Genomic DNA, 20534 nt, shown 5'->3' on the forward strand with positions numbered 1-20534 from the left:
AACTCGGGGAATTTATGAAAAAGGGAAAGTTGAATATAGGAAATAAAAAAACAGCCTTTAAAAGGGCTGTTTTTTATAAAGAATTATTGAGTATTTTGATTATCGTGAATAATTAGGGGCCTCTTTTGTGATGGTAATATTATGTGGATGACTTTCCGTTATGCCACTTGCTGTTATTCTTACAAAACGTCCGGTGTCTTGAAGAGTTTTAATATCTTTAGCTCCACAATATCCCATTCCTGCACGCAATCCTCCTATGAATTGATGCATACTTTCTTGTAATTCGCCTTTGTATGCCACTCTTCCTACAATTCCTTCAGGAACTAATTTTTTAATATCATCTTCAACATCTTGGAAATAACGATCTTTGCTTCCTTGCTTCATAGCTTCAACAGAGCCCATTCCACGATAAGATTTATATTTTCTTCCCTCAAAAATAATAGTTTCTCCTGGAGATTCCTTGGTTCCTGCCAAGAGTGAGCCTAGCATTACACAATCAGCTCCTGCGGCAATTGCTTTAACAATATCACCTGTGTAGCGTATTCCTCCATCGGCAATAACAGGAACTCCAGAACCTTTCAAAGCACTGGCAACTCCCATTACGGCGGAAAGTTGTGGATATCCAACACCGGCAACAACTCTTGTTGTACAAATAGAACCAGGTCCAATACCTACTTTAACAGCGTCAGCTCCATTCTGAGCCAAAAAGACAGCAGCTTCAGGAGTTGCAATGTTTCCAACAACTACATCTAATTCAGGAAATTTTGCTTTGATAGTTTTTAAAACTGAAACAACACCTTGAGTGTGTCCGTGAGCAGTGTCAATGATTACAGCATCTACTCCAGAGGCAACTAAAGCCGTTGCTCGTTCTACAGCATCGGCGGTAACACCTAGTGCAGCAGCAACGCGTAATCTGCCATAGGAGTCTTTATTTGAAATAGATTTTTCCTGTAAATTAGCAATATCGCGGAAGGTAATAAGTCCAACTAATTTATTGTTTTTATCAACTACTGGAAGTTTTTCAATCTTATTCTTTTGCAGAATTTTCTCAGCATCTTTCATTGAAGTTCCTTCATTTGCAGTAATTAAATTTTCAGAAGTCATAACTTCAATTATAGGACGATTTCCATCTTGTTCAAAACGTAAATCGCGATTGGTTACAATTCCTTTTAAAATGCCATTTTCATCAACAATAGGAATTCCGCCAATGCTGTTTTCTTTCATACTTTTCTGAGCATCTGCTACTTTTGCACCCAAATGAAGTGTTACAGGATCAATTATCATACCGCTTTCAGCTCTTTTTACCTTGCGAATTTGCATTGCCTGCTCATCGATAGTCATATTTTTATGCAAAACTCCAATACCGCCTTCACGTGCCATAGCAATTGCCATTGCAGCTTCTGTAACAGTATCCATAGCTGCTGAAATAATAGGAACATTTAATGAAATGTTTTTGGTGAATTGTGTCGTGATGGAGACATCTCTTGGCAATACTTCAGAGTAATTAGGAATAAGAAGTACATCGTCGTAGGTTAAGCCTTCTCCTACTATTTTATTTTGTTGAAGATTCATAATGCAACTTGAAATTTAGTTGCGTGCAAATGTACATCTTTTTTTAGAAATAAAAAAACGGGCTGTTTATTTTCACAACCCGCTTTCGTGTATTTATTTTTTCTTCCAATTTGTAATATTGTGTTCTAATGCTTTCACATATCCTTCGTTTCCGGCTTTTTTGGCAGCTTCTAGTGCTTTTTCAGCAGTTTTGATGGCTTCTTTATAGTTTTTTAAAGCCCCCTGAATATCTGATTTTAATTTTAAAACCCAATAGGCATTAGGATTGAGTTCAGCTGCTTTAACAGACCATTCCAAAGCTTTGTTTAAGTCTATATTTTCTTCGAAATAATAGTGTGCGGCTCTGTGATAATCACTGGCGGTAGGACCGTTCATTGTTCTGCCTATGCTTTCCAGTACGGCATCTCGTGTGTTTACTTTGATGGGAACTTTTACTAAAACGTTATCCCAAGCCAAAGTTAGCATCACATCATTATTTCTGACATTATCAAATCCGATAGAAAAAGTTTCGACTTTAGGACTGATTTTTTCCGGTTTAACAACAGTTTCAGCTACAACTTTTGAAGCATCATAATTCTTGCCAGGGTCTCCCCAGAGTTGGTGTTCTTCATAAAGAAACACTTTCCATTGATTAGCTTCGGGAACTGAATAAAGTGCGTATTTACCTGCTTTAACCTCTTTATTTCCGAAAGTTACTGCAGTAGAGAACTCAATAACTGTGGCAGCATTGGCTCCAGTACGCCAAATTTTCCCATAAGGAACCAAATCTCCAAAAACAACTCTTCCTTTAATTGAAGGACGAGAATAATTTATACTAATGTTGGTTAGTCCAACTGTTTGATTTATAGAAGATTTTGGACTCGCATCAGGGGTTTTTAGTTGAGCAAAACAAACATTCAGCGAAAATAAAACAAGTGTTGATGTAAGTAATTTTCTCATATTTTGTATGTTAGATTAATAAAATTATGTGTGAATTTGATTAGTCTTTGTTATTCCCTGCTAATCCTTTCAAAACGAGTTCCGCAGTGGCAGGGTTCGTGGCTATGGGAATATTGTGGACATCACAAATTCGCATAAGCATCAGAATATCAGGTTCGTGAGGGTGTTTATCCAAAGGGTCCCTGAAAAAGAAAACACCTTGAATTTTACCTTCAACGATTTGTGCGGCGATTTGTGCATCTCCTCCTTTGGGTCCGGAGAGAACTCTTTCAACCTCAAATCCTGCATTTTGAGCGTGTTGCCCTGTTGTTCCGGTAGCAATGATTTGAATATTTGCCGAATGAAGAATCTTCAAATTTTTCATCAAAAAGGAAACCATTTCCGCCTTTTTTCCGTCGTGTGCGATTACTGCTAATTTCATTTTATTTATGTTTTTATTTTTTATTTTTTGATAAATCGTTGTAATATATGGTTTTTATGATTCCGTCTGCCAGCCCGATTCTTGGTACGTGAATTATTTTTGCCTGTCCCCATTTCATTGCGTTGGTGTAAACTTGGAGAGCGTAAAGAATTACATCTGCACGGTCAGGATTGAACCCTAAAACGCGAATTCTTTCTTCATAAGTAAAAGAAGAAAGATATTTTGAATGGTCTTTCAAGTATTTGTAAGTAAGTGGTTTTCCTTCTTTTTTTTCGGAATCTTTGAATATTTTATTGATGTTTCCTCCTGAACCAATGGCTTCAATTGAAGAAATGTTTTTGGTGTTTTCTTTAATCCAATCTTCGGCTTCTTTCCACATTTTTGAACTAACCATACCGTCCAAAAGGCGAACAGTACCGATTGGAAACGAGCGTGAATTGATTATTTTTCCGTCCACAAAAACAGTAAACTCAGTGCTTCCTCCACCAACATCGATGTACAAATAGGATTTGCCTTGTTTTTCTATAAGTGAGTGTATGTCAGTAGAGGCAATGATTTTTGCTTCTTCTGAACCGTCAATGATTCGGATTTTAACTCCCGTTTTTTTGAATATTTTTTCTACAACTTCCTGTCCGTTAGAAGCTTCACGCATTGCAGAAGTGGCACAAGCCATATATTTTTCAACTTTATTGACTTTCATTAATAAATCAAAGGCTTGCATTGAATCGGAAAGGCGGGAAATGTTTTCGTCAGAAATTTGTCCGTCCAAAAAAACGTCTGCCCCCAAACGGATAGGTACTCTGACCAAGCTGCTTTTTTTGAACATAGGAGATTTGTCTTCAGATTCTAATACATTGGATATTAATAATCTGACTCCGTTAGAACCAATATCAATAGCTCCTAATTTCTTTATTTTCATTTTGTTGTTGGTTTTATAGTTGATGCAAATCTAATTAAAAAAATGATATTTGTTTAAATATTTTTTAAATTTATGCAGGTTTATTTCAAAAACAATCTTTTTTTTGGATAATCAATGATGGCTTTTCCTATTTTTAGAATGTCTGCACCAATAATTCCGTGAACTGGCGAAATGTTATGTTGCGTTAAGGCGAAATTTACGTGTGTTAAATCAAAAAGAACGATAGGCATTTTTTTGCGTTTCCAATTTCCGATTTCAAACAAATTGGTTTTTGAAATTTGCGTTTCCATTTCGCTGGCTCCTGCTCCTGAGGCTTTAATTTCAGAAAATTCGGTTTTCAGTTTAAAATATTCAATGCTATCCAGCCCCAAGCACGTGTTTGAAGCTCCTGTATCTAAAATGAATTTTCCTTCTATTCCGTTTATTTTGGCTTGAATTTCAAAATGTTGTGTGATGGTAGGGTTTAAAGGAATTGCCACATATCCCTGACTTGTAAGTAATTGTTTTAAATTCATAATTTATTTGAAAAAAGTAAATTAAGTTTGGACGCAAAAGTACAATTTTTTTTAACTTTTATTTGAATATTTATAAATATATTGTATAAGTCATTTTTATTTATACTTTCGAAGTGAGGCTTTTGGTGTGTTATTTTTTATATTTTTGCAAATCCAAAAGAGAGGATATTTATTTTATGATAATAACGGACACACACGCACACTTGTACAGCAATGCCTTTGAAGAAGATCGTAAAGATATGATACAGAGGGCAATAAATTTAGGGATTACCCGATTTTTTATTCCGGCGATTGATTCTTCCTATACTGAAAGTATGTTTGCTTTAAAGAAGGAATTCCCTGATAATGTTTTTTTAATGAATGGATTACATCCGTGTGATGTTAAAGAAAATTATAAAGAAGAACTTTCCCACGTGGAAAAATTGATGGATAAACATTCTTTTTGTGCCATTGGTGAAATTGGAATAGATTTGTATTGGGACAAAACTTTTCTGAAAGAACAACAGGAAGCTTTCCGTTGGCAAATTCAGTTGGCAAAAAAGCATAATTTGCCCATTGTGATTCATTGTAGAGATGCATTTGATGAAATTTTTGAAGTGTTGGAAACAGAAAAAGATGAAAAACTTTTCGGAATATTTCATTGTTTTACAGGAACAGAAGAACAAGCACAAAAAGCAATTGGCTATAACCTGAAATTAGGAATTGGAGGAGTGGTTACGTTCAAAAATGGCAAGATAGATACTTTTTTGAAGAAGATAGATTTGGAACACATTGTTTTGGAAACCGATTCGCCGTATTTGGCTCCCGTTCCTTACAGAGGCAAGCGTAATGAAAGTGCTTATATCATTGAAGTTTTAAAGAAAGTAGCAAGCTTGTATCAGCTTCCTTTGGAGGAAGTGGCTCACATAACAACCGAGAACTCTAAAAAAATTTTTGGCTTCTAACCATTGTTTAATGAAAAAAAAGTTGTTCCTTTGCTATCCGTTACAACCATAAAACAATAAAAAGTTGGATTATTTTAAATCAATTCGTCCTTATTATGATCGTGAGGTGGCAGAAGTGCTACATAAAATAAAAGACCATTCTTTTATGAAGGCGATGTTGGGCTATGGTTTTCCGCAGTTTTCAGAGCAAGAAAGGCTTGAGTTACTATGTTCTTGTAAATCTATTTTTGAATTTCAAACCAAAATAATGTACAAAGTGGTAAAAAAAGCAATGGAAAAAAGCATTGCTGAATTTACCCACGAAGGGTTTGATAAATTAAGTCCTGAAAAGGCTTATATGTTCATTTCTAATCATAGAGATATTGTTCTTGATACTTCATTATTGAATGTTACTTTGCACGATTATAATCTGAAAATGACGGCTTCGGCAATTGGAGACAATTTAATAAAAAAGGAGTTTCTGCAAAGGCTTGCTATGCTCAATAGAAATTTCATAATTTATAGAAATCTTCCACCGAGAGAAGCTTTGGAGCGTTCTAAAATTGTTTCAGAATATATAAAATATTGTATTTGTGAGGATAATCGTTCTGTTTGGAGTGCTCAACGCGAAGGACGAACCAAAGACGGAGATGACCGAACTCAACAAGGCGTTTTGAAAATGTTATCTTTGGCTACTCCTCAAGGGGTTTCAACTTTGCAGTATTTCAAACAGTTGAATATTGTTCCGGTTTCCATTTCGTATGAATTCGACCCAACTGATATGTTAAAAATACCCGCTCTGATGGCACAACATTATGGAGTAGAGTATGTTAAGTCAAAAAAAGAAGATTTTGAAAATATTTTGCAAGGTTGGATGGGGCAGAAAGGGCGAGTGCATATGTCCGTTGGAAAACCTTTGAGTGAAGAACTTGACCAAATTGAGAGGGAGCATAGCCACATAAATAAGCAGTTGCAAGTTTTGGCTGAGTATTTAGATGAGTCTATTCACAAACAATACAAACTTTTTCCGGCAAATTATATCGCCTATGATTTGTTGAACAATACAGAGAAATACAAAGAATTCTATAACGAAAAGGAATTCAGGCAGTTTGAGAGACGAATGCACAATCGTACCAAAGCAGAAGATGCTATTTCGCAGAAAAAATATTTGGAGATGTATGCCAATCCGGTAAAAAACAAATATAGTTATTAGCTCATTTTTGATTAGAGAATGGAAACAGAAAGTTCAAAGATACTATTAATATATACGGGCGGAACTATTGGGATGATGAAAGATTACGAAACAGGCGTTTTAAAAGCGTTTGAATTTGAGAATATTTATCATCGCATTCCCGAACTGTCACATTTGGACTGTTTGATTGATTCGGTGTCATTTGAAAAGGCGATTGATTCATCTGATATGAATCCGAAGCATTGGATAAACATTGCAGAAACTATAGAAAAAAACTACGATAATTATGATGGTTTTGTGGTTTTGCACGGAAGTGATACAATGAGTTATTCGGCATCAGTATTGAGTTTTATGCTTGAAGGGCTTTCAAAACCTGTGATTTTTACAGGTTCACAGTTGCCAATAGGAGATTTACGTACTGATGCTAAGGAGAATTTGATAACCTCCATCCAATTGGCGGCTCTGAAAGAAAACGGGAAGCCAGTAATTAAGGAAGTGGGCTTGTACTTTGAATATAAACTGTATCGAGGTAACAGAACCACAAAAATTAATGCTGAAAATTTTCAGGCTTTCGTTTCTATTAATTATCCAACGCTTGCAGAAAGTGGTGTACACCTGAAGGTTATGAAGGAAAATCTGTTGCCGGAAAAACCTAAAGCCAAGCTGAAGGTATGGAAAGAATTCGACCAAAATGTGGCTATAATAAAGCTATTTCCGGGGATTACAGAGAAAATTTTGAACGGAATTTTTAATATTTCAGGCTTAAAAGCGGTGGTCTTGGAAACTTATGGTTCTGGTAATGCTCCTACTGAAACTTGGTTTTTAAAAAGCCTTGAAGCAGCCATCGAAAAAGGAATTCATATAGTAAATGTTACGCAGTGTTCAGGCGGAAGCGTTATTTTGGGCAAATATGAAGCCAGTGAGTATCTGAGAAAGATAGGAGTGATTAACGGAAAAGACATCACAACGGAGGCAGCAATCGTAAAATTGATGATTTTGTTGAAAAAAAATATTTCTTCTAATTTGTTTAAAATCAGGTTTGAAGAAAATATAAGTGGAGAAATTTAATAAAAAGTTAGCATTTTTCTTTCTTAATAGAAAAAAAATTCGTTATTTGGCATTCTGAAATAGAGAGGTGTCCGAGTGGTTGAAGGAGCACGCCTGGAAAGTGTGTATACGTCAAAAGCGTATCGAGGGTTCGAATCCCTTCCTCTCTGCTTACATAGAATAATGTAATTTAACCATTAAAATAATTATTAATTAACTAACAAATTAAAAAGATTAAACATGAAAAAAATGACATCTAAGCTGTTGTTTGCAGCTATGCTAATTTTGAATGTCGCTATGGTTAGCGCACAAGAGGTTGAAAGTGCGGAAGCGTCAAAAGGTTTTCACCAAGTTTTAAAAGAGCGTTTCATCGAAGGGGGACCTGCCTTTATGGGGGTTGTATTACTTTGTTTGATTTTAGGATTGGCAGTGGCTATAGAACGTATCATTTACTTGAACTTAGCTACTACGAATACTAAAAAGTTAGTAGCTGAAGTTGAAACTGCTTTGGACAATGGAGGAATTGAGGCTGCAAAAGAGGTTTGCCGCAATACAAAAGGACCTGTTGCTTCTATTTTCTATCAAGGTTTAGATCGTTCAAGCGAAGGAATTGAAATGGTTGAAAAATCAGTAATCGCTTACGGTGGTGTTCAAATGGGGCAGTTGGAGAAAAACGTATCTTGGGTTTCTTTATTTATTGCTATCGCTCCGATGTTAGGATTTATGGGAACGGTAATCGGGATGATTCAAGCGTTCGATAAAATTAGTGCTGCGGGTGGTCTTGATGCTTCTTTGATTGCAGGGGACATTAAAGTAGCGTTGTTGACAACGGTATTCGGACTTATCGTGGCTATTATTCTTCAAGTTTTCTACAACTACATCGTTGCTAAAATTGATGCAATTGTTAATGATATGGAAGATGCTTCTATCTCATTAGTAGATTTGTTGGTAGCAAAACAAAAAAGATAAAAAATAACGTTTACTAAATTAAAGAAATTTTAGATTATGTACAAAATATCAAAAATAGGTGCTTTGGCATTTGGGGTGTTAGGAGCATTACTTTGGATTTTGTTGGTTTCGTCAGATACGACCAATCCGAGTGAGGCTATCAATAACACACCTATGCAGTGGATGTTTATCGTATCGTATGTTTTACTTGCTGTGGCTATTTTGGTAGCTGTTATTTCAGGAGCAAAAAACGTATTGTCATCTCCAAAAGCATTGAAAAAAACACTTATCTACACAGGGGTTTTCGTAGCTATCGTAGGCTTATCGTACGCTTTTGCTGGTGGCGATGGAACTGAGAAATTGGTAAGTGCAGGTTTAATTTCATTCTATATCCTTACAACAGTAGCTGTAGGTTTGTTGGTTGTTTCAGGGGTAAAGAATGCACTAATAAAATAATTGAAATATGGCAAAAAGAGGAATACCTGAGGTAAATGCGGGTTCAATGGCCGACATTGCATTCTTGTTGTTGATATTCTTCTTGGTAACGACAACAATTGAAACCAATGCGGGTATTACCACAAAGTTACCTCCAAAGCTTCCGGTTGATATGCCACCTCCACCACCTGTAAAAGAGAAAAACGTGTTGGTTGTGGTAGTGAATAAAAACAATCAATTGTTAGTGAATAACCAATTGATGGAGTTGAAAAATGTAAGAAAAACAGCTGTTGAATTTTTGGATAATGGCGGAGATGGAACTTGTGCTCACTGTAAAGGAGCCAAAAACTCTCTGTCATCAGATAATCCGGAGAAGGCAGTAATTTCACTTCGAAATGACCGTGAGACTTCTTACAAAACATATATTGCCGTTCAAAATGAGCTGATAGCTGCATATAATGAGCTTCGTGAGCGTGAACGTAAACGTTTATTTCCTGAAGAAGTATCGTATATGGAGATGGATGCAGAGTTTAACGCGGCAAGAACTCCGAAGAGCCGTAAGGATGTACTGGAAGGAAAAATCAAGAAGTTACAGGAACTATTTCCGAGAAAGTTGTTGGAAACAGCTCCTAAGAAAAACTAAAAATCAGAAACAAAATGTCTAAATTTACAAAAAAGAAAAGTGGAGAATTGCCACCAGTTTCAACGGCATCGTTACCTGATATTGTTTTTATGCTTTTGTTCTTCTTTATGACAGTAACGGAGATGAAAGATAGCGATTTGATGGTTCACAATAAGGTGCCAACAGCTGATCAAGTTCAAAAACTTGATAAAAAAGATCCGGTGGTTTACATATATGCAGGAAAACCTCTTGAAAAATACCAAGATAAATTTGGTTCTAATGCAAAGATTCAAATTAATGATAAATTTGCAGATGTGTCAGAGGTAGCTCCTTTCATACTACAATACAGAGATGGAATTCGTGAAGAGTTACGCGATATTTTTATCACTGCATTGAAAGTAGATGCAGAAACAAATATGGGATTAGTTAGTGATATTAGAGAAAAATTGCAAGAGGTTAATGCCTTGAAATTGACTTATATCACAAGAGAAGGTTCTCCATTGGAACAAAAATAGGGTTAGAATTCTATTTCATATTGTAAAAAAAGAGATGAGATTTTCTTATCTCTTTTTTTATTTTTTACTACGGATATATTTCTTTAATGTAAAAAAATGCTATCTTTGTCGCGATATTATTAATACATTTATAGATGAAAAAAATTATTATCGTATGTTTGGTGCTTTTTTCTTCAAAAGCATTTGCTCAGGATACACAAAGTTATCCTAAACACGAGGTGAAATTAAATATTTTTAATGCCATTGCTATAGCTTCAATTGAGGTTGGGTATGAGTATTTTGTTGGGTTTAATCAATCTATTGAAGGAGAATTGTTTTTCAATGATAGATTTTCGTATTTTCCTAAAAAGGACGGAAAATATAAAGCAATGAGTTTTAAATTAGGCTATAACTATTATTTTGATTTGGATAATCTGTCGGGACCATATATCAATCCTTTTATTAAAACACGTTTCGGAGAGTTTAAAAATAATCATAAAGAAATAACAAATCTGGATAGTTTCATTTTAGGAATAGGAGTAGGATACTTATGGAACTACAATGATACTTTTGTTGTTGCTCCGTATATAAATATAGCACGTAACTTTGGAAAAGGAGTTACTGATAATAACTATTTTTGGGCAGTTGAACCTAATGCAGGACTTAAAATAGGTTACAGATTTTAAAAAAGAATCCGATTTAAATACTTAAAAATTAGAAACTTTGTTTGAGTTTTTGAACTTAAGCAAAGTTTTCTTTTTATGATAAAACTTTTGATTTTTACGTTTTGAGGTATGAGCTTTAAATCATATCTTTGTCGTCCACGAAATTTATATTCACATATCATATAATTATGTTAAAGTTACTTGCGAAATTTTTATTTTCAACCCGTTTGATGGCTGTGTTGTTCGTTGTTTTTGCCATTGCATTGGCATTGGGGACTTTTATTGAGAATGATTACGGGATTGATACTGCTCGTATTTGGATTTACAATGCGTGGTGGTTTGAACTGATTATGCTAATTTTTATGATTAATTTCATAGGAAATATCAAACGTTACAATTTGTTGAAAAAAGAAAATTGGGCGGTTTTGGTGCTGCATCTTTCGTGGGTTTTTATCATCATTGGGGCGTTCATAACACGGTACGTCAGCGATGAGGGGATTATATCGATTCGAGAAGGAGAAACAGTTGATTTTTATGTTTCTGACAGAACCTATGTAACTGTTTTTGTAGATGGTAAATATCAGGGAGATGGACTCAGACGTAGTAACCAAACCGAAGTTCTCTTCTCACAACACGCTAAGAATTCATATCATTGGACGTCAGATTTCAAAGGAAAGGATTTTGAAGTAAAGTACAAAGAATTTATCCGTGGAGTTGAAGACGGATTTGTTCCGGATGCCGAAGGAGAGGGGTATCTCAAATTAGTGGAGTCTGGTTCTGGAGGAAGACACGAACATTATTTGAAAGATGGAGAGATTAGCAATATTCACAATATTCTTTTTGCGGTGAATCGTCCTACTGCTGGAGCTATCAATTTGATAATTAATGAGGAAGGATATTTTATTAATACTCCGTTCGAGGGGAATTTTATGACGATGACAACTCAGGAACAGACGCCAGTACTCAAAGACAGTATCCAACCGTTTCATTTACGGTCATTGTATGCTTTAGGACAAATGCAATTTGTAATTCCTGAGCCGATGGTAAAGGGGCGTGAGGGAATTCGTAAGCTTCCTGAAAAAGAAGTTACTAAAGAAAGTTCGAACGCGGTTGTGTTTGAAGTGAAGTCAGGAAATGAAGTTAAAGAAGTTACTGTTTTGGGTGGCAAAGGTGTTGTGAGTCCTCCTATGATAGTTAGTTTGAATGGATTAGATTTTTATATAAGTTATGGCTCACGTCGTGTTGAAATTCCTTTTTCAATTACATTAAATGATTTTATTGCAGATAAATATCCGGGAACTGACAAAAGTTATTCGGCTTTCAAAAGTAAAATTTCTGTAAAATCGGGAGATGAAAAGTTTGATTATGATATATTTATGAATAACATATTGAATTACAAAGGATACAGGGTTTTTCAAGCACAATTTCATCCTGATGAAAAAGGTTCTGTACTCTCAATAAATCACGACTATTGGGGAACTCTTTTAACATATATAGGCTATTTCTTGCTCTATGGTGGATTGATAGCTTTTATGTTTGTTGGAAAATCTCGATTTATCAGGCTTGCCCAACAACTCAAGGAAATACAAGCTAAACGTGCAACTTTTCTTATTTTGTTATTTTTGATGGGAAGTACTTCTCTGTTTGCACAACATTCAATGCGGCCTACTGAAAAACAGATAGATTCCATTTTGAAAGCTACTACTGTAAGCAAGCAGCACGCCAAAAAGTTTGGAGAACTTGTTATTCAAGATGCGGGACGAATGAAACCCGTAAATACATTTGCCTCTGAACTTCTACGGAAAATGAGCAAGGATGATACTTTTAAGGAAATGGATGCTAATCAGGTGCTTATTTCAATGATGTTAAATCCGATGGCTTGGTATTATGTTGATTTTATGTTTGTTAAAAAGCAAAATGATAGTCTTCATTCAATATTAGGAGTTGAAAAAGGAAAGAAATATGTAAGTGCAGTTGATTTTTATGATGAAAAAATGAATTATAAACTTGCTCCTTTTTTGCAGGAAGCTTACACTACAAACACTCCGAATCAATTTCAGAAGGATTTTAAACAGGCAGATGAACGTATGGGGCTTTTGAATCGTGCTTTGTCTGGGGAAATTTTGAAGATATTTCCGCTTTTGGATGATGCGAATAACAGATGGGTATCAACGCTCGAATTCCGTGAAAATACAACCGTTGTAAAGGATTCATTATATGCCAATTTTATAAATGGTTCTGTGCCTATTTATTTGAATATGCTTCGAGAGTCGATACAAACGGGCGATTATTCCAATCCGGATAAAATGTTAGATGCTTTTAAGAAGAATCAACAAAATCACGGAGGAGAAGTTTTGCCTTCTGAAAATAAGATAAAAGCTGAAATTTTATACAATAAAGCTCATATATTTAATCGATTATTTAAGTGGTATTTGTACGTAGGAATATTTATGTTTACAATGCTTATTATTGATATTTTTTCTAAAAATAGAGTTTTTAGAATCATCATAACTGCGTGTAAATATATGATTTTAATTCTGTTTTTACTTCACACATTGGGGCTTATAGGGCGTTGGTATATTTCGGGACACGCTCCTTGGAGTGATGCTTATGAAAGTATGATTTATGTAGCTTGGGCTACAATGGGCATCGGTTTGTTATTTGCAAAACGTTCACCTTTGTCATTGGCATCTACCACATTTGTTACTTCAATGATATTGATGATAGCTCATTGGAATTGGATGGACCCATCTATCGGAACGTTGCAACCTGTGTTAAATAGTTATTGGCTAATGATTCACGTGGCAGTAATTGTAGGGAGTTATGGGCCTTTTGCTTTAGGGGCAATTTTAGGGATTGTGTGTATGCTTTTGATGATTTTTACCAACAAAAAAAATAAAGTTAAATTATCACCGGCTATTCAAGAACTAGTGATTGTTAATGAATTGGCTTTGACGGTGGGCTTGGTAATGCTTACTATTGGGAATTTCTTAGGCGGAATGTGGGCAAATGAAAGCTGGGGACGTTATTGGGGCTGGGACCCGAAAGAAACTTGGGCTTTGGTCAGCATTATGGTCTATGCTTTTGTAATTCATATGCGATTGGTGCCTGGTTTGCGAGGACGCTGGGCATTTAGTTTTGCCAGTACGGTATCGTTTTTTAGTATTTTAATGACCTATTTTGGAGTGAATTTCTATTTATCAGGATTACATAGTTATGCAAGCGGAGATAAAATCATAACTCCTTCATTTGTATATTATTCAGTGGCTTTTGTACTTGTTTTAGGAGTAGTTTCTTTCTGGAAATACCGATTGTATTACAAAAAACAATGATTCATTTTTACTAAAATGTGAAAGAAAAGTTTTGGTTTAAAATAATAAGATATATAACACAAAAAGTTGGGATTAAATTCCCAACTTTTTATTTTACGGCAGAAAGATTACTCATCATCAACAGAATCATCAGGTATTTCCAAAGCACCTGTACCCAAGTCATCGCCTTCTCCTGAGATTGAGAAATCATCATCTTCATCAAAATTTTCCATTGTATCAGCCAATCGGGTACTCACTTTCACAAGATAAATCGTATCTTCAGTTCGTACCTCTAAAGCTTCAACTGTTTCGTTTTTCGCATTTTTAAAGCGGATTACATCATCGTCACCATATCCATCAGGATATTTTTCTACCAGCATTGACAAAATTTCATTCGTAAGTTTTTTATAATCAACTATTACGCGTTTCATAATTATCTCATTTTTTCGGAGGCTAATGTAATTCAAATTTTAGAATTACAAAATAAAAAACCAAAATTTTAAAAGTATTTTTATCTTATTATGATATGTTTTAGTAATTCTGGTTTTGCTATACATTGATTTTTTGTTTTACTTATACGAATTTTATACTTTTGTGAAGAAAATTAAAAAAAACAAGATGATTATGGTTATAAAAGGAATGATTTTTACAATAATATTATTTTTATCAGTATGCAATAATTCTTTATTTCCCGAACAAAAAAGTAATAAAAACATAACAAAAAAGAATATTCCACTTGAGTTAAGAGATTATTATAGTAATGTTGATTTCTCAAAAAAAGGAATCAAACTTTATGAAGATTTGGCTATATTAACAATTGAAAAGCATTCCAAATTTTTGAAATATCCGGAAAGACATCAATATCTCTATAAATCAGATTGTTCGGATAACGACCCTGAAAAAGTGGTTTTAATTTATACGGGAGAAGAACGCTTTTGGAAAGAGTACGAAGGAAACAAGGAATATTCGCCCAATACGTTCAATACAGAACACGTATATCCACGTTCAAAGATTATCACACAGGCAGTTACAGATTTGCATCATTTGAGGGTTTGTGATTCCAAAGTGAATAACAGACGTGGGAATTATCCTTTTACCGATGGAAAAGGTGTGGCAAAATTAGTGAATAAAAGTTGGTTTCCGGGAGATGAGTGGAAAGGAGATGTGGCCAGAATGATTCTTTATCTGAATTTGAGATATGGAGAGGAATTAAATGAAGAGATTTCAACAGGAGGAATTGATTTACTACTAAAATGGAATGCGGAGGACCCTGTTTCACCAATTGAGAAAAACAGAAATAATGTGATTCAGCAAGCACAAGGAAATCGAAATCCTTTCATAGATAATCCTTACTTAGCAACTTTAATTTGGGGAAGATATCAAGCTGAAAATCATTGGTAATAAAAAAAAGCGTATTTGGAATAATACGCTTTTTTTAATATAAAATGTTGATAAAATCTAAACATTAAAGAAAGAATCTACAAATTCATATTTGTTAAAAATCTGTAAATCATCAATGCCTTCGCCTACACCAATGTATTTCACAGGAATTTGAAATTGATCGGAAATACCAATTACTACGCCACCTTTAGCAGTTCCATCTAACTTTGTGATTGCGAGTGCGGTTACGTTGGTTGCTTTCGTGAATTCTTTAGCTTGTTCGAAAGCGTTTTGCCCCGTGGAACCATCCAGAACTAACAAAACATCGTGAGGAGCATCCGGAATTACTTTTTCCATTACACGTTTCACTTTGCTTAATTCGTTCATTAAGTTGATTTTATTATGTAATCTTCCTGCCGTATCAATGATTACTACATCTGCATTTTGGCTCATAGCCGAAGTCAAAGTATCATAAGCCACTGACGCTGGGTCACTTCCTAACTGTTGCTTCACGATTGGCACTTCAACACGGTCTGCCCATACTTGTAACTGGTCTATTGCTGCTGCACGAAATGTATCTCCTGCACCTAACACGACTTTTAATCCTTTCTTTTTGAATTGATTAGCTAACTTTCCGATGGTAGTGGTTTTGCCAGCTCCGTTAACGCCAACAACCAAAATTACGTACGGTTTTTTATTTGAAGGGACAGAAAAATCAGTTTCTTCTCCCATACTATTACTTTCTGAAAGTAAACTTGCTATTTCTTCCTTTAATATGGAATTTAATTCTTTTGTGCCTAAGTATTTATCTTTTGCAACACGTGTTTCAATACGGTCAATAATTTTTAGTGTGGTATTTACCCCCACATCGCTTGCTATGAGAATTTCTTCCAAATTGTCAAGTACCTCATCATCTACCTTTGATTTTCCGACAATAGCCTTGCCGAGTTTATCAAAGAAACTGTTCTTTGATTTTTCCAGTCCTTTATCCAGTGTTTCTTTTTTTTCTTTTGAAAAAATATTTTTTAAAAATTTTAGTGCCATTTTTTTATTAATTTGAGGTCAAAAAATGATATAAAAGGAAAGGGGAGTTAAAAGTACCCTTCAAAAATTTCCGCTAAAATACAAAAAAAAGTATATAAAACGATGATTCTTAAAAATCTTTGTTGATTGTAAATGCAAAAAGCTGTCTCACGACAGCTTTCGTTATTATAAATAGAGAAAATTAAATTATTTCTTTTTCAAAAATTCATCTACTAGTTCAGGAGACATAACGCTTTCAACAAAAGTGTAGGCACCTGTTTTAGGAGATCTAACCATTTTAATGGCTTTTGTCAATTTTTTTGATTTTCCCTGTAATGTTGCTACTGTTTTCTTTGCCATGACCCTTTATTATTTAATTTCTTTATGAACAGTTACTCTTTTCAAGATAGGATTGAATTTTTTTAGTTCCAATCTATCGGGTGTATTTTTTTTGTTCTTTGTTGTGATGTAACGAGACGTACCTGGCATACCAGACTCTTTATGCTCAGTACATTCCATAATAACTTGTATTCTATTTCCTTTCTTAGCCATTGTACTATGTGTTTTATGTTTTTAAGATACTACTAAATGTACCCTTTGCGTTCAATTTCTTTTAAAACTGCGTAAATACCTTTTTTGTCAATTGTTTTTATCGCAGATGCCGATACTCTCAATGTAATCCAACGGTCCTCTTCAGGAATGTAGAAACGTTTAGTTCTTAAGTTTACGTTGAATTTACGTTTTGTTTTGTTCATTGCGTGAGATACATTATTTCCCACCAAAGCTTTTTTACCTGTTAATTCACAAACTCTAGCCATTTTTCTCTATTTCTATTATAAAATCTTAGTTAATCAAAATCAGGGTGCAAATTAACGCACTTTTTTTGAAACTGCCAAATTATATCCGATATTTTTTGAAGAAAAGGTATGATTTCTGGGCATATAAACAAAGTGAAACTTAAATCTTGCTTAATAATTCCTCAATTTTTTTCATAACTCCTTCGTTATCGTTGTCGTAGTCTGTTACAAAAGAAGCAATTCTTTTTACCTCTGGTTCAGCGTTTTTCATTGCATAACTGAATTTTGCAGTTTGCATCATTTCAATATCGTTCATTTGGTCGCCAAAAACGAGAGTTTCTTCGGGTGTAATGTTCCATAATTTTTGCAATTCCTTTAAAGCCAAACCTTTATTGACTTTTTGATTGGTAATATCAAGCCAGAAATGACCAGAAATCACCACATTAAAATCTTTTGAAAAACTTTTCAATTGCGGATAAGAATTCAGTTTAGGATTTTTTTTATCGCAGATTGAAATTTTGAAAATAGTGTCATTGATTGCTGAAAAACTCGTAACTCTTTGGTAAGAAGGATAGTGCCGAAGGATTTCTTCAAGAATACTATCGGAAGTGGTTTTAATATATGCTTTTTTCTTTCCGCAAACAACGGTTCCTGTATGTTCAATCTGCTCGCAAGCCTCTAAAACAGGTTTTATTTCATTGATTTCTAATGGAGTTTCGTACAATTCTTGTTCTTGAAATTTGATGAGAGCACCATTGTCCGACACGAAGCCGATTTCAGAAATTATAGGCTCAAAAAGTTGCTCAAGGCTTTGCATTTGTCGTCCGCTGGCAACGCAAAAGCGAATATTTTTTTCTTTGATAAGACTGAAAGTTCTCCAAAAGCTATCGGGAATTTCCTTCTTGTTATTTACCAAAGTACCATCAATGTCCGATACAATTAATTTTATCATAAGTTTTTTTTGCAAAGGAACGACTTTTTTCAATAAAAGATATATTTTTGCCACAAGGATTTACTTGTTTTTACGAAATTTTTAAATGAATCAAGTTATGAGAAATTCAGAAATATTACATACTCCCATTGTATATCTTCGAGGAGTTGGAGCACAACGTGCTGAGCTTCTGAAGAGTGAATTGGGTATTTTTGAATTTCAAGATTTGTTAAATTTATTTCCTTTTCGGTATATTGACAGAACTCGGTTTTATAAAATTAACGAGTTGCAGAACAATAGTTCCGAAGTTCAGATAATAGGCAAGATAATTCACTTAAAAACAGTGGAATCCACCTCACGAAAAAATATGAGTCGTTTGGTCGCAACATTTGTAGATGACACAGGCTCAATGGAATTGGTTTGGTTCAAAGGGTTAAAATGGATGCGAGATTCTTTGAAAATCAATGAACCTTATGTTATTTTCGGAAAAATAAATTCTTTCAATGGTGTTTTTTCAATGGCACATCCGGAAATGGATGTATTGAAAGATTTTGACAAAAACTTAGGCGGTAGCATTCAGCCGGTGTATCCATCTACAGAGAAGCTGACAAAAAAAGGAATTAGCAACCGGATAATGAGGCAATTGATGCAAAATTTGTTTGAAGATGTAGGGAAGGTATTTTACGAAAGTTTGCCACAAACCATAATTTCTTCTCTCAATTTAGTTTCTAAGTCGGAAGCTCTTATCAATATCCATTTTCCTAAAAATCAGGAATTACTTACAAAAGCTATCTTCCGGTTGAAATTTGAAGAACTTTTTTATATTCAATTACAATTAGTCCGGAAAAATATTCTTCAAAAACATAAAATAAAAGGTTTCCCATTCGATAGAGTAGGAGAAAACTTCACGAATTTCTATAATAATCACCTGCCTTTTCCCTTAACAAATGCACAAAAACGTGTTTTGAAAGAAATCCGAAATGATTTAGGAAGTAATGCTCAGATGAACAGGCTTTTACAAGGAGATGTTGGTTCGGGAAAAACAATTGTAGCGCTAATGACAATGCTTCTGGCGGTGGATAATGGCTTTCAGGCTTGTTTGATGGCTCCTACGGAAATTCTTGCTAATCAACATTTTCAAGGAATTTCAGATTTGTTAAAAAATACAAACATTAAAGTTGCATTGTTAACAGGCTCAAGCAAAACAAGTGAACGAAAAGAAATTGATAACCAGTTACAAAGTGGCGAACTTTCTATTTTGATAGGAACACACGCTGTTTTAGAAGACAAGGTGATTTTCAATAACTTAGGTTTGGCAATTATTGATGAGCAACATCGTTTTGGAGTGGCACAACGCTCAAAACTTTGGAAGAAAAATCATATTCCGCCGCATATTTTGGTGATGACTGCTACGCCAATTCCTCGAACTCTGGCAATGAGCGTATATGGTGATTTGGATATTTCGGTAATTGACGAGTTGCCACCGGGCAGAAAAGCAATAAAAACAATTCACCAATTTGAAAATAATAGAGCAAAGGTGTACGAATTTGTTAAAAGTGAGATTGATAAAGGCAGGCAAGCCTATGTCGTATATCCTTTGATTGAGGAATCGGAAGTGCTTGATTTTAAAAATCTTAATGAAGGATATGAATATATTTCAAATAGTTTTCCGTTGCCAAAATACAGAGTATCAATAGTTCACGGAAAATTGAAGCCTGCCGAGAAAGATGCCGAAATGGAAAAGTTTGTAAAAGGTGAAACTCAAATAATGGTTGCGACAACGGTTATTGAAGTGGGAGTAAATGTGCCAAATGCTTCGGTAATGGTCATAGAAAGTGCGGAACGTTTTGGGCTTTCACAATTACATCAATTGCGTGGACGTGTGGGTAGAGGAAGTGAGCAAAGCTATTGTATATTGATGACAAGCAATAAGTTAGGAAGTGATACGCGTACTCGAATAGAAACGATGGTTAGCACTAATGACGGATTTGAAATTGCTGAGGTAGATTTAAAACTGAGAGGTCCGGGAGATTTGATGGGAACTCAGCAAAGTGGCGTTTTGTCCTTAAAAATTGCTGATATTGTAAAAGATCAAGATTTACTTAAAATTGCTCGTTATCAGGCGATTGATTTGCTAAAATCCGATGCTAATTTAGAGAAACCCGAAAATAAAGTGGTAGCTTATACATTATATCAGTTACATAAACATAAAAATATTTGGACACATATTTCCTAAAACTTAATTTTTTGATAAGTAGAATATAGAAAAAAAGGCAAGAATATTGAAATAAAAAAGCTCCAAAGTATCAAACTTTGAAGCTTTTGTGGGTCCTACTGGATTCGAACCAGTGACCCTCTGCTTGTAAGGCAGATGCTCTGAACCAGCTGAGCTAAGAACCC

The 20534-nt window shown here is 34.6% G+C and carries 22 protein-coding genes and 2 tRNA genes; 12 read left to right on the forward strand and 12 right to left on the reverse strand.

The features are described 5' to 3' along the window. Positions 1-99: 99 nt before the first annotated feature. The 5 genes from guaB to GN105_RS12245 all read right to left on the reverse strand — a co-directional run bounded on the left by guaB (position 100) and on the right by GN105_RS12245 (position 4366). Positions 100-1572 carry an IMP dehydrogenase gene (gene guaB / locus GN105_RS12225; RefSeq protein WP_155285679.1) on the reverse strand — a complete coding sequence of 491 codons (1473 nt, stop codon included), beginning with the start codon at positions 1570-1572 and terminating at the stop codon, positions 100-102. A gap of 93 nt (positions 1573-1665) precedes the next feature. Beyond that, complete coding sequence (locus tag GN105_RS12230) at positions 1666-2511, reverse strand: DUF2911 domain-containing protein (RefSeq protein WP_155285680.1); 846 nt, start codon at positions 2509-2511, stop codon at positions 1666-1668. A 40-nt stretch (positions 2512-2551) separates the two neighbouring features. After that, entirely contained in the window at positions 2552-2932 is a 381-nt protein-coding gene (locus GN105_RS12235; RefSeq protein WP_155285681.1) for a methylglyoxal synthase, read from the reverse strand. A gap of 13 nt (positions 2933-2945) precedes the next feature. Next, positions 2946-3851: a Ppx/GppA phosphatase family protein gene (locus tag GN105_RS12240; protein WP_155285682.1), complete on the reverse strand. Its 906-nt coding sequence runs from the start codon at positions 3849-3851 to the stop codon at positions 2946-2948. 80 nt (positions 3852-3931) lie between these two features. Beyond that, entirely contained in the window at positions 3932-4366 is a 435-nt protein-coding gene (locus GN105_RS12245; protein WP_155285683.1) for a retropepsin-like aspartic protease, read from the reverse strand. A 182-nt stretch (positions 4367-4548) separates the two neighbouring features. Here GN105_RS12245 and GN105_RS12250 point away from each other — a divergent pair, with 182 nt between their 5' ends. From GN105_RS12250 to GN105_RS12295, 10 genes are all read left to right on the forward strand, one after another. Next, entirely contained in the window at positions 4549-5310 is a 762-nt protein-coding gene (locus GN105_RS12250; protein WP_155285697.1) for a TatD family hydrolase, read from the forward strand. 64 nt (positions 5311-5374) lie between these two features. Next, positions 5375-6502, forward strand: coding sequence for a lysophospholipid acyltransferase family protein (locus GN105_RS12255; RefSeq protein WP_155285684.1), 1128 nt, complete (start codon positions 5375-5377; stop codon positions 6500-6502). A gap of 18 nt (positions 6503-6520) precedes the next feature. Beyond that, entirely contained in the window at positions 6521-7549 is a 1029-nt protein-coding gene (locus GN105_RS12260) for an asparaginase (protein WP_155285685.1), read from the forward strand. Positions 7550-7610: 61 nt separating this feature from the next. Beyond that, positions 7611-7698 (forward strand) — tRNA-Ser (locus GN105_RS12265). Between the two features lie 70 nt (positions 7699-7768). Beyond that, entirely contained in the window at positions 7769-8497 is a 729-nt protein-coding gene (locus tag GN105_RS12270) for a MotA/TolQ/ExbB proton channel family protein (protein WP_155285686.1), read from the forward strand. A gap of 36 nt (positions 8498-8533) precedes the next feature. Next, positions 8534-8932, forward strand: a complete 399-nt coding sequence (locus GN105_RS12275; protein WP_155285687.1) for a hypothetical protein — start codon at positions 8534-8536, stop codon at positions 8930-8932. Positions 8933-8939: 7 nt separating this feature from the next. Further along, complete coding sequence (locus tag GN105_RS12280; RefSeq protein WP_155285688.1) at positions 8940-9554, forward strand: ExbD/TolR family protein; 615 nt, start codon at positions 8940-8942, stop codon at positions 9552-9554. Positions 9555-9568: 14 nt separating this feature from the next. Beyond that, positions 9569-10048, forward strand: a complete 480-nt coding sequence (locus GN105_RS12285) for an ExbD/TolR family protein (protein WP_095895026.1) — start codon at positions 9569-9571, stop codon at positions 10046-10048. Between the two features lie 134 nt (positions 10049-10182). Then, complete coding sequence (locus tag GN105_RS12290) at positions 10183-10713, forward strand: DUF3575 domain-containing protein (RefSeq protein WP_155285689.1); 531 nt, start codon at positions 10183-10185, stop codon at positions 10711-10713. A gap of 167 nt (positions 10714-10880) precedes the next feature. Continuing rightward, positions 10881-14024, forward strand: coding sequence for a cytochrome c biogenesis protein CcsA (locus GN105_RS12295; RefSeq protein ID WP_155285690.1), 3144 nt, complete (start codon positions 10881-10883; stop codon positions 14022-14024). 107 nt (positions 14025-14131) lie between these two features. On the opposite strand, the gene GN105_RS12300 is transcribed toward GN105_RS12295, so the two are convergent. Continuing rightward, complete coding sequence (locus tag GN105_RS12300) at positions 14132-14434, reverse strand: hypothetical protein (RefSeq protein ID WP_155285691.1); 303 nt, start codon at positions 14432-14434, stop codon at positions 14132-14134. A 193-nt stretch (positions 14435-14627) separates the two neighbouring features. Between GN105_RS12300 and GN105_RS12305 the strand changes: the two genes are divergently transcribed. Continuing rightward, positions 14628-15404 (forward strand): endonuclease I family protein, encoded by a 777-nt coding sequence (locus GN105_RS12305; RefSeq protein ID WP_155285692.1) that lies wholly within the window; start codon positions 14628-14630, stop codon positions 15402-15404. A 57-nt stretch (positions 15405-15461) separates the two neighbouring features. Here GN105_RS12305 and ftsY read toward each other — a convergent pair whose 3' ends face one another. The 5 genes from ftsY to GN105_RS12330 form a co-directional block, all read right to left on the reverse strand. After that, complete coding sequence (gene ftsY, locus GN105_RS12310; RefSeq protein ID WP_155285693.1) at positions 15462-16427, reverse strand: signal recognition particle-docking protein FtsY; 966 nt, start codon at positions 16425-16427, stop codon at positions 15462-15464. 186 nt (positions 16428-16613) lie between these two features. Beyond that, positions 16614-16766 (reverse strand): DUF4295 domain-containing protein, encoded by a 153-nt coding sequence (locus tag GN105_RS12315; RefSeq protein WP_095895021.1) that lies wholly within the window; start codon positions 16764-16766, stop codon positions 16614-16616. A 9-nt stretch (positions 16767-16775) separates the two neighbouring features. Then, positions 16776-16958, reverse strand: coding sequence for a 50S ribosomal protein L33 (gene rpmG / locus GN105_RS12320; protein ID WP_042007879.1), 183 nt, complete (start codon positions 16956-16958; stop codon positions 16776-16778). A 32-nt stretch (positions 16959-16990) separates the two neighbouring features. Beyond that, positions 16991-17224: a 50S ribosomal protein L28 gene (gene rpmB / locus GN105_RS12325; RefSeq protein ID WP_155285694.1), complete on the reverse strand. Its 234-nt coding sequence runs from the start codon at positions 17222-17224 to the stop codon at positions 16991-16993. Between the two features lie 139 nt (positions 17225-17363). Next, the gene (locus GN105_RS12330) at positions 17364-18155 is read right to left on the reverse strand and encodes an HAD family hydrolase (RefSeq protein ID WP_155285695.1); all 792 of its coding nucleotides are present in this window, start codon (positions 18153-18155) and stop codon (positions 17364-17366) included. A 97-nt stretch (positions 18156-18252) separates the two neighbouring features. Here GN105_RS12330 and recG point away from each other — a divergent pair, with 97 nt between their 5' ends. After that, complete coding sequence (gene recG / locus GN105_RS12335; protein ID WP_155285696.1) at positions 18253-20370, forward strand: ATP-dependent DNA helicase RecG; 2118 nt, start codon at positions 18253-18255, stop codon at positions 20368-20370. Positions 20371-20459: 89 nt separating this feature from the next. On the opposite strand, the gene GN105_RS12340 is transcribed toward recG, so the two are convergent. After that, a tRNA-Val gene (locus tag GN105_RS12340) sits at positions 20460-20534 on the reverse strand.

It is taken from the genome of Capnocytophaga felis (assembly GCF_009684755.1).
Taxonomy (GTDB): Bacteria; Bacteroidota; Bacteroidia; order Flavobacteriales; family Flavobacteriaceae; genus Capnocytophaga; species Capnocytophaga felis.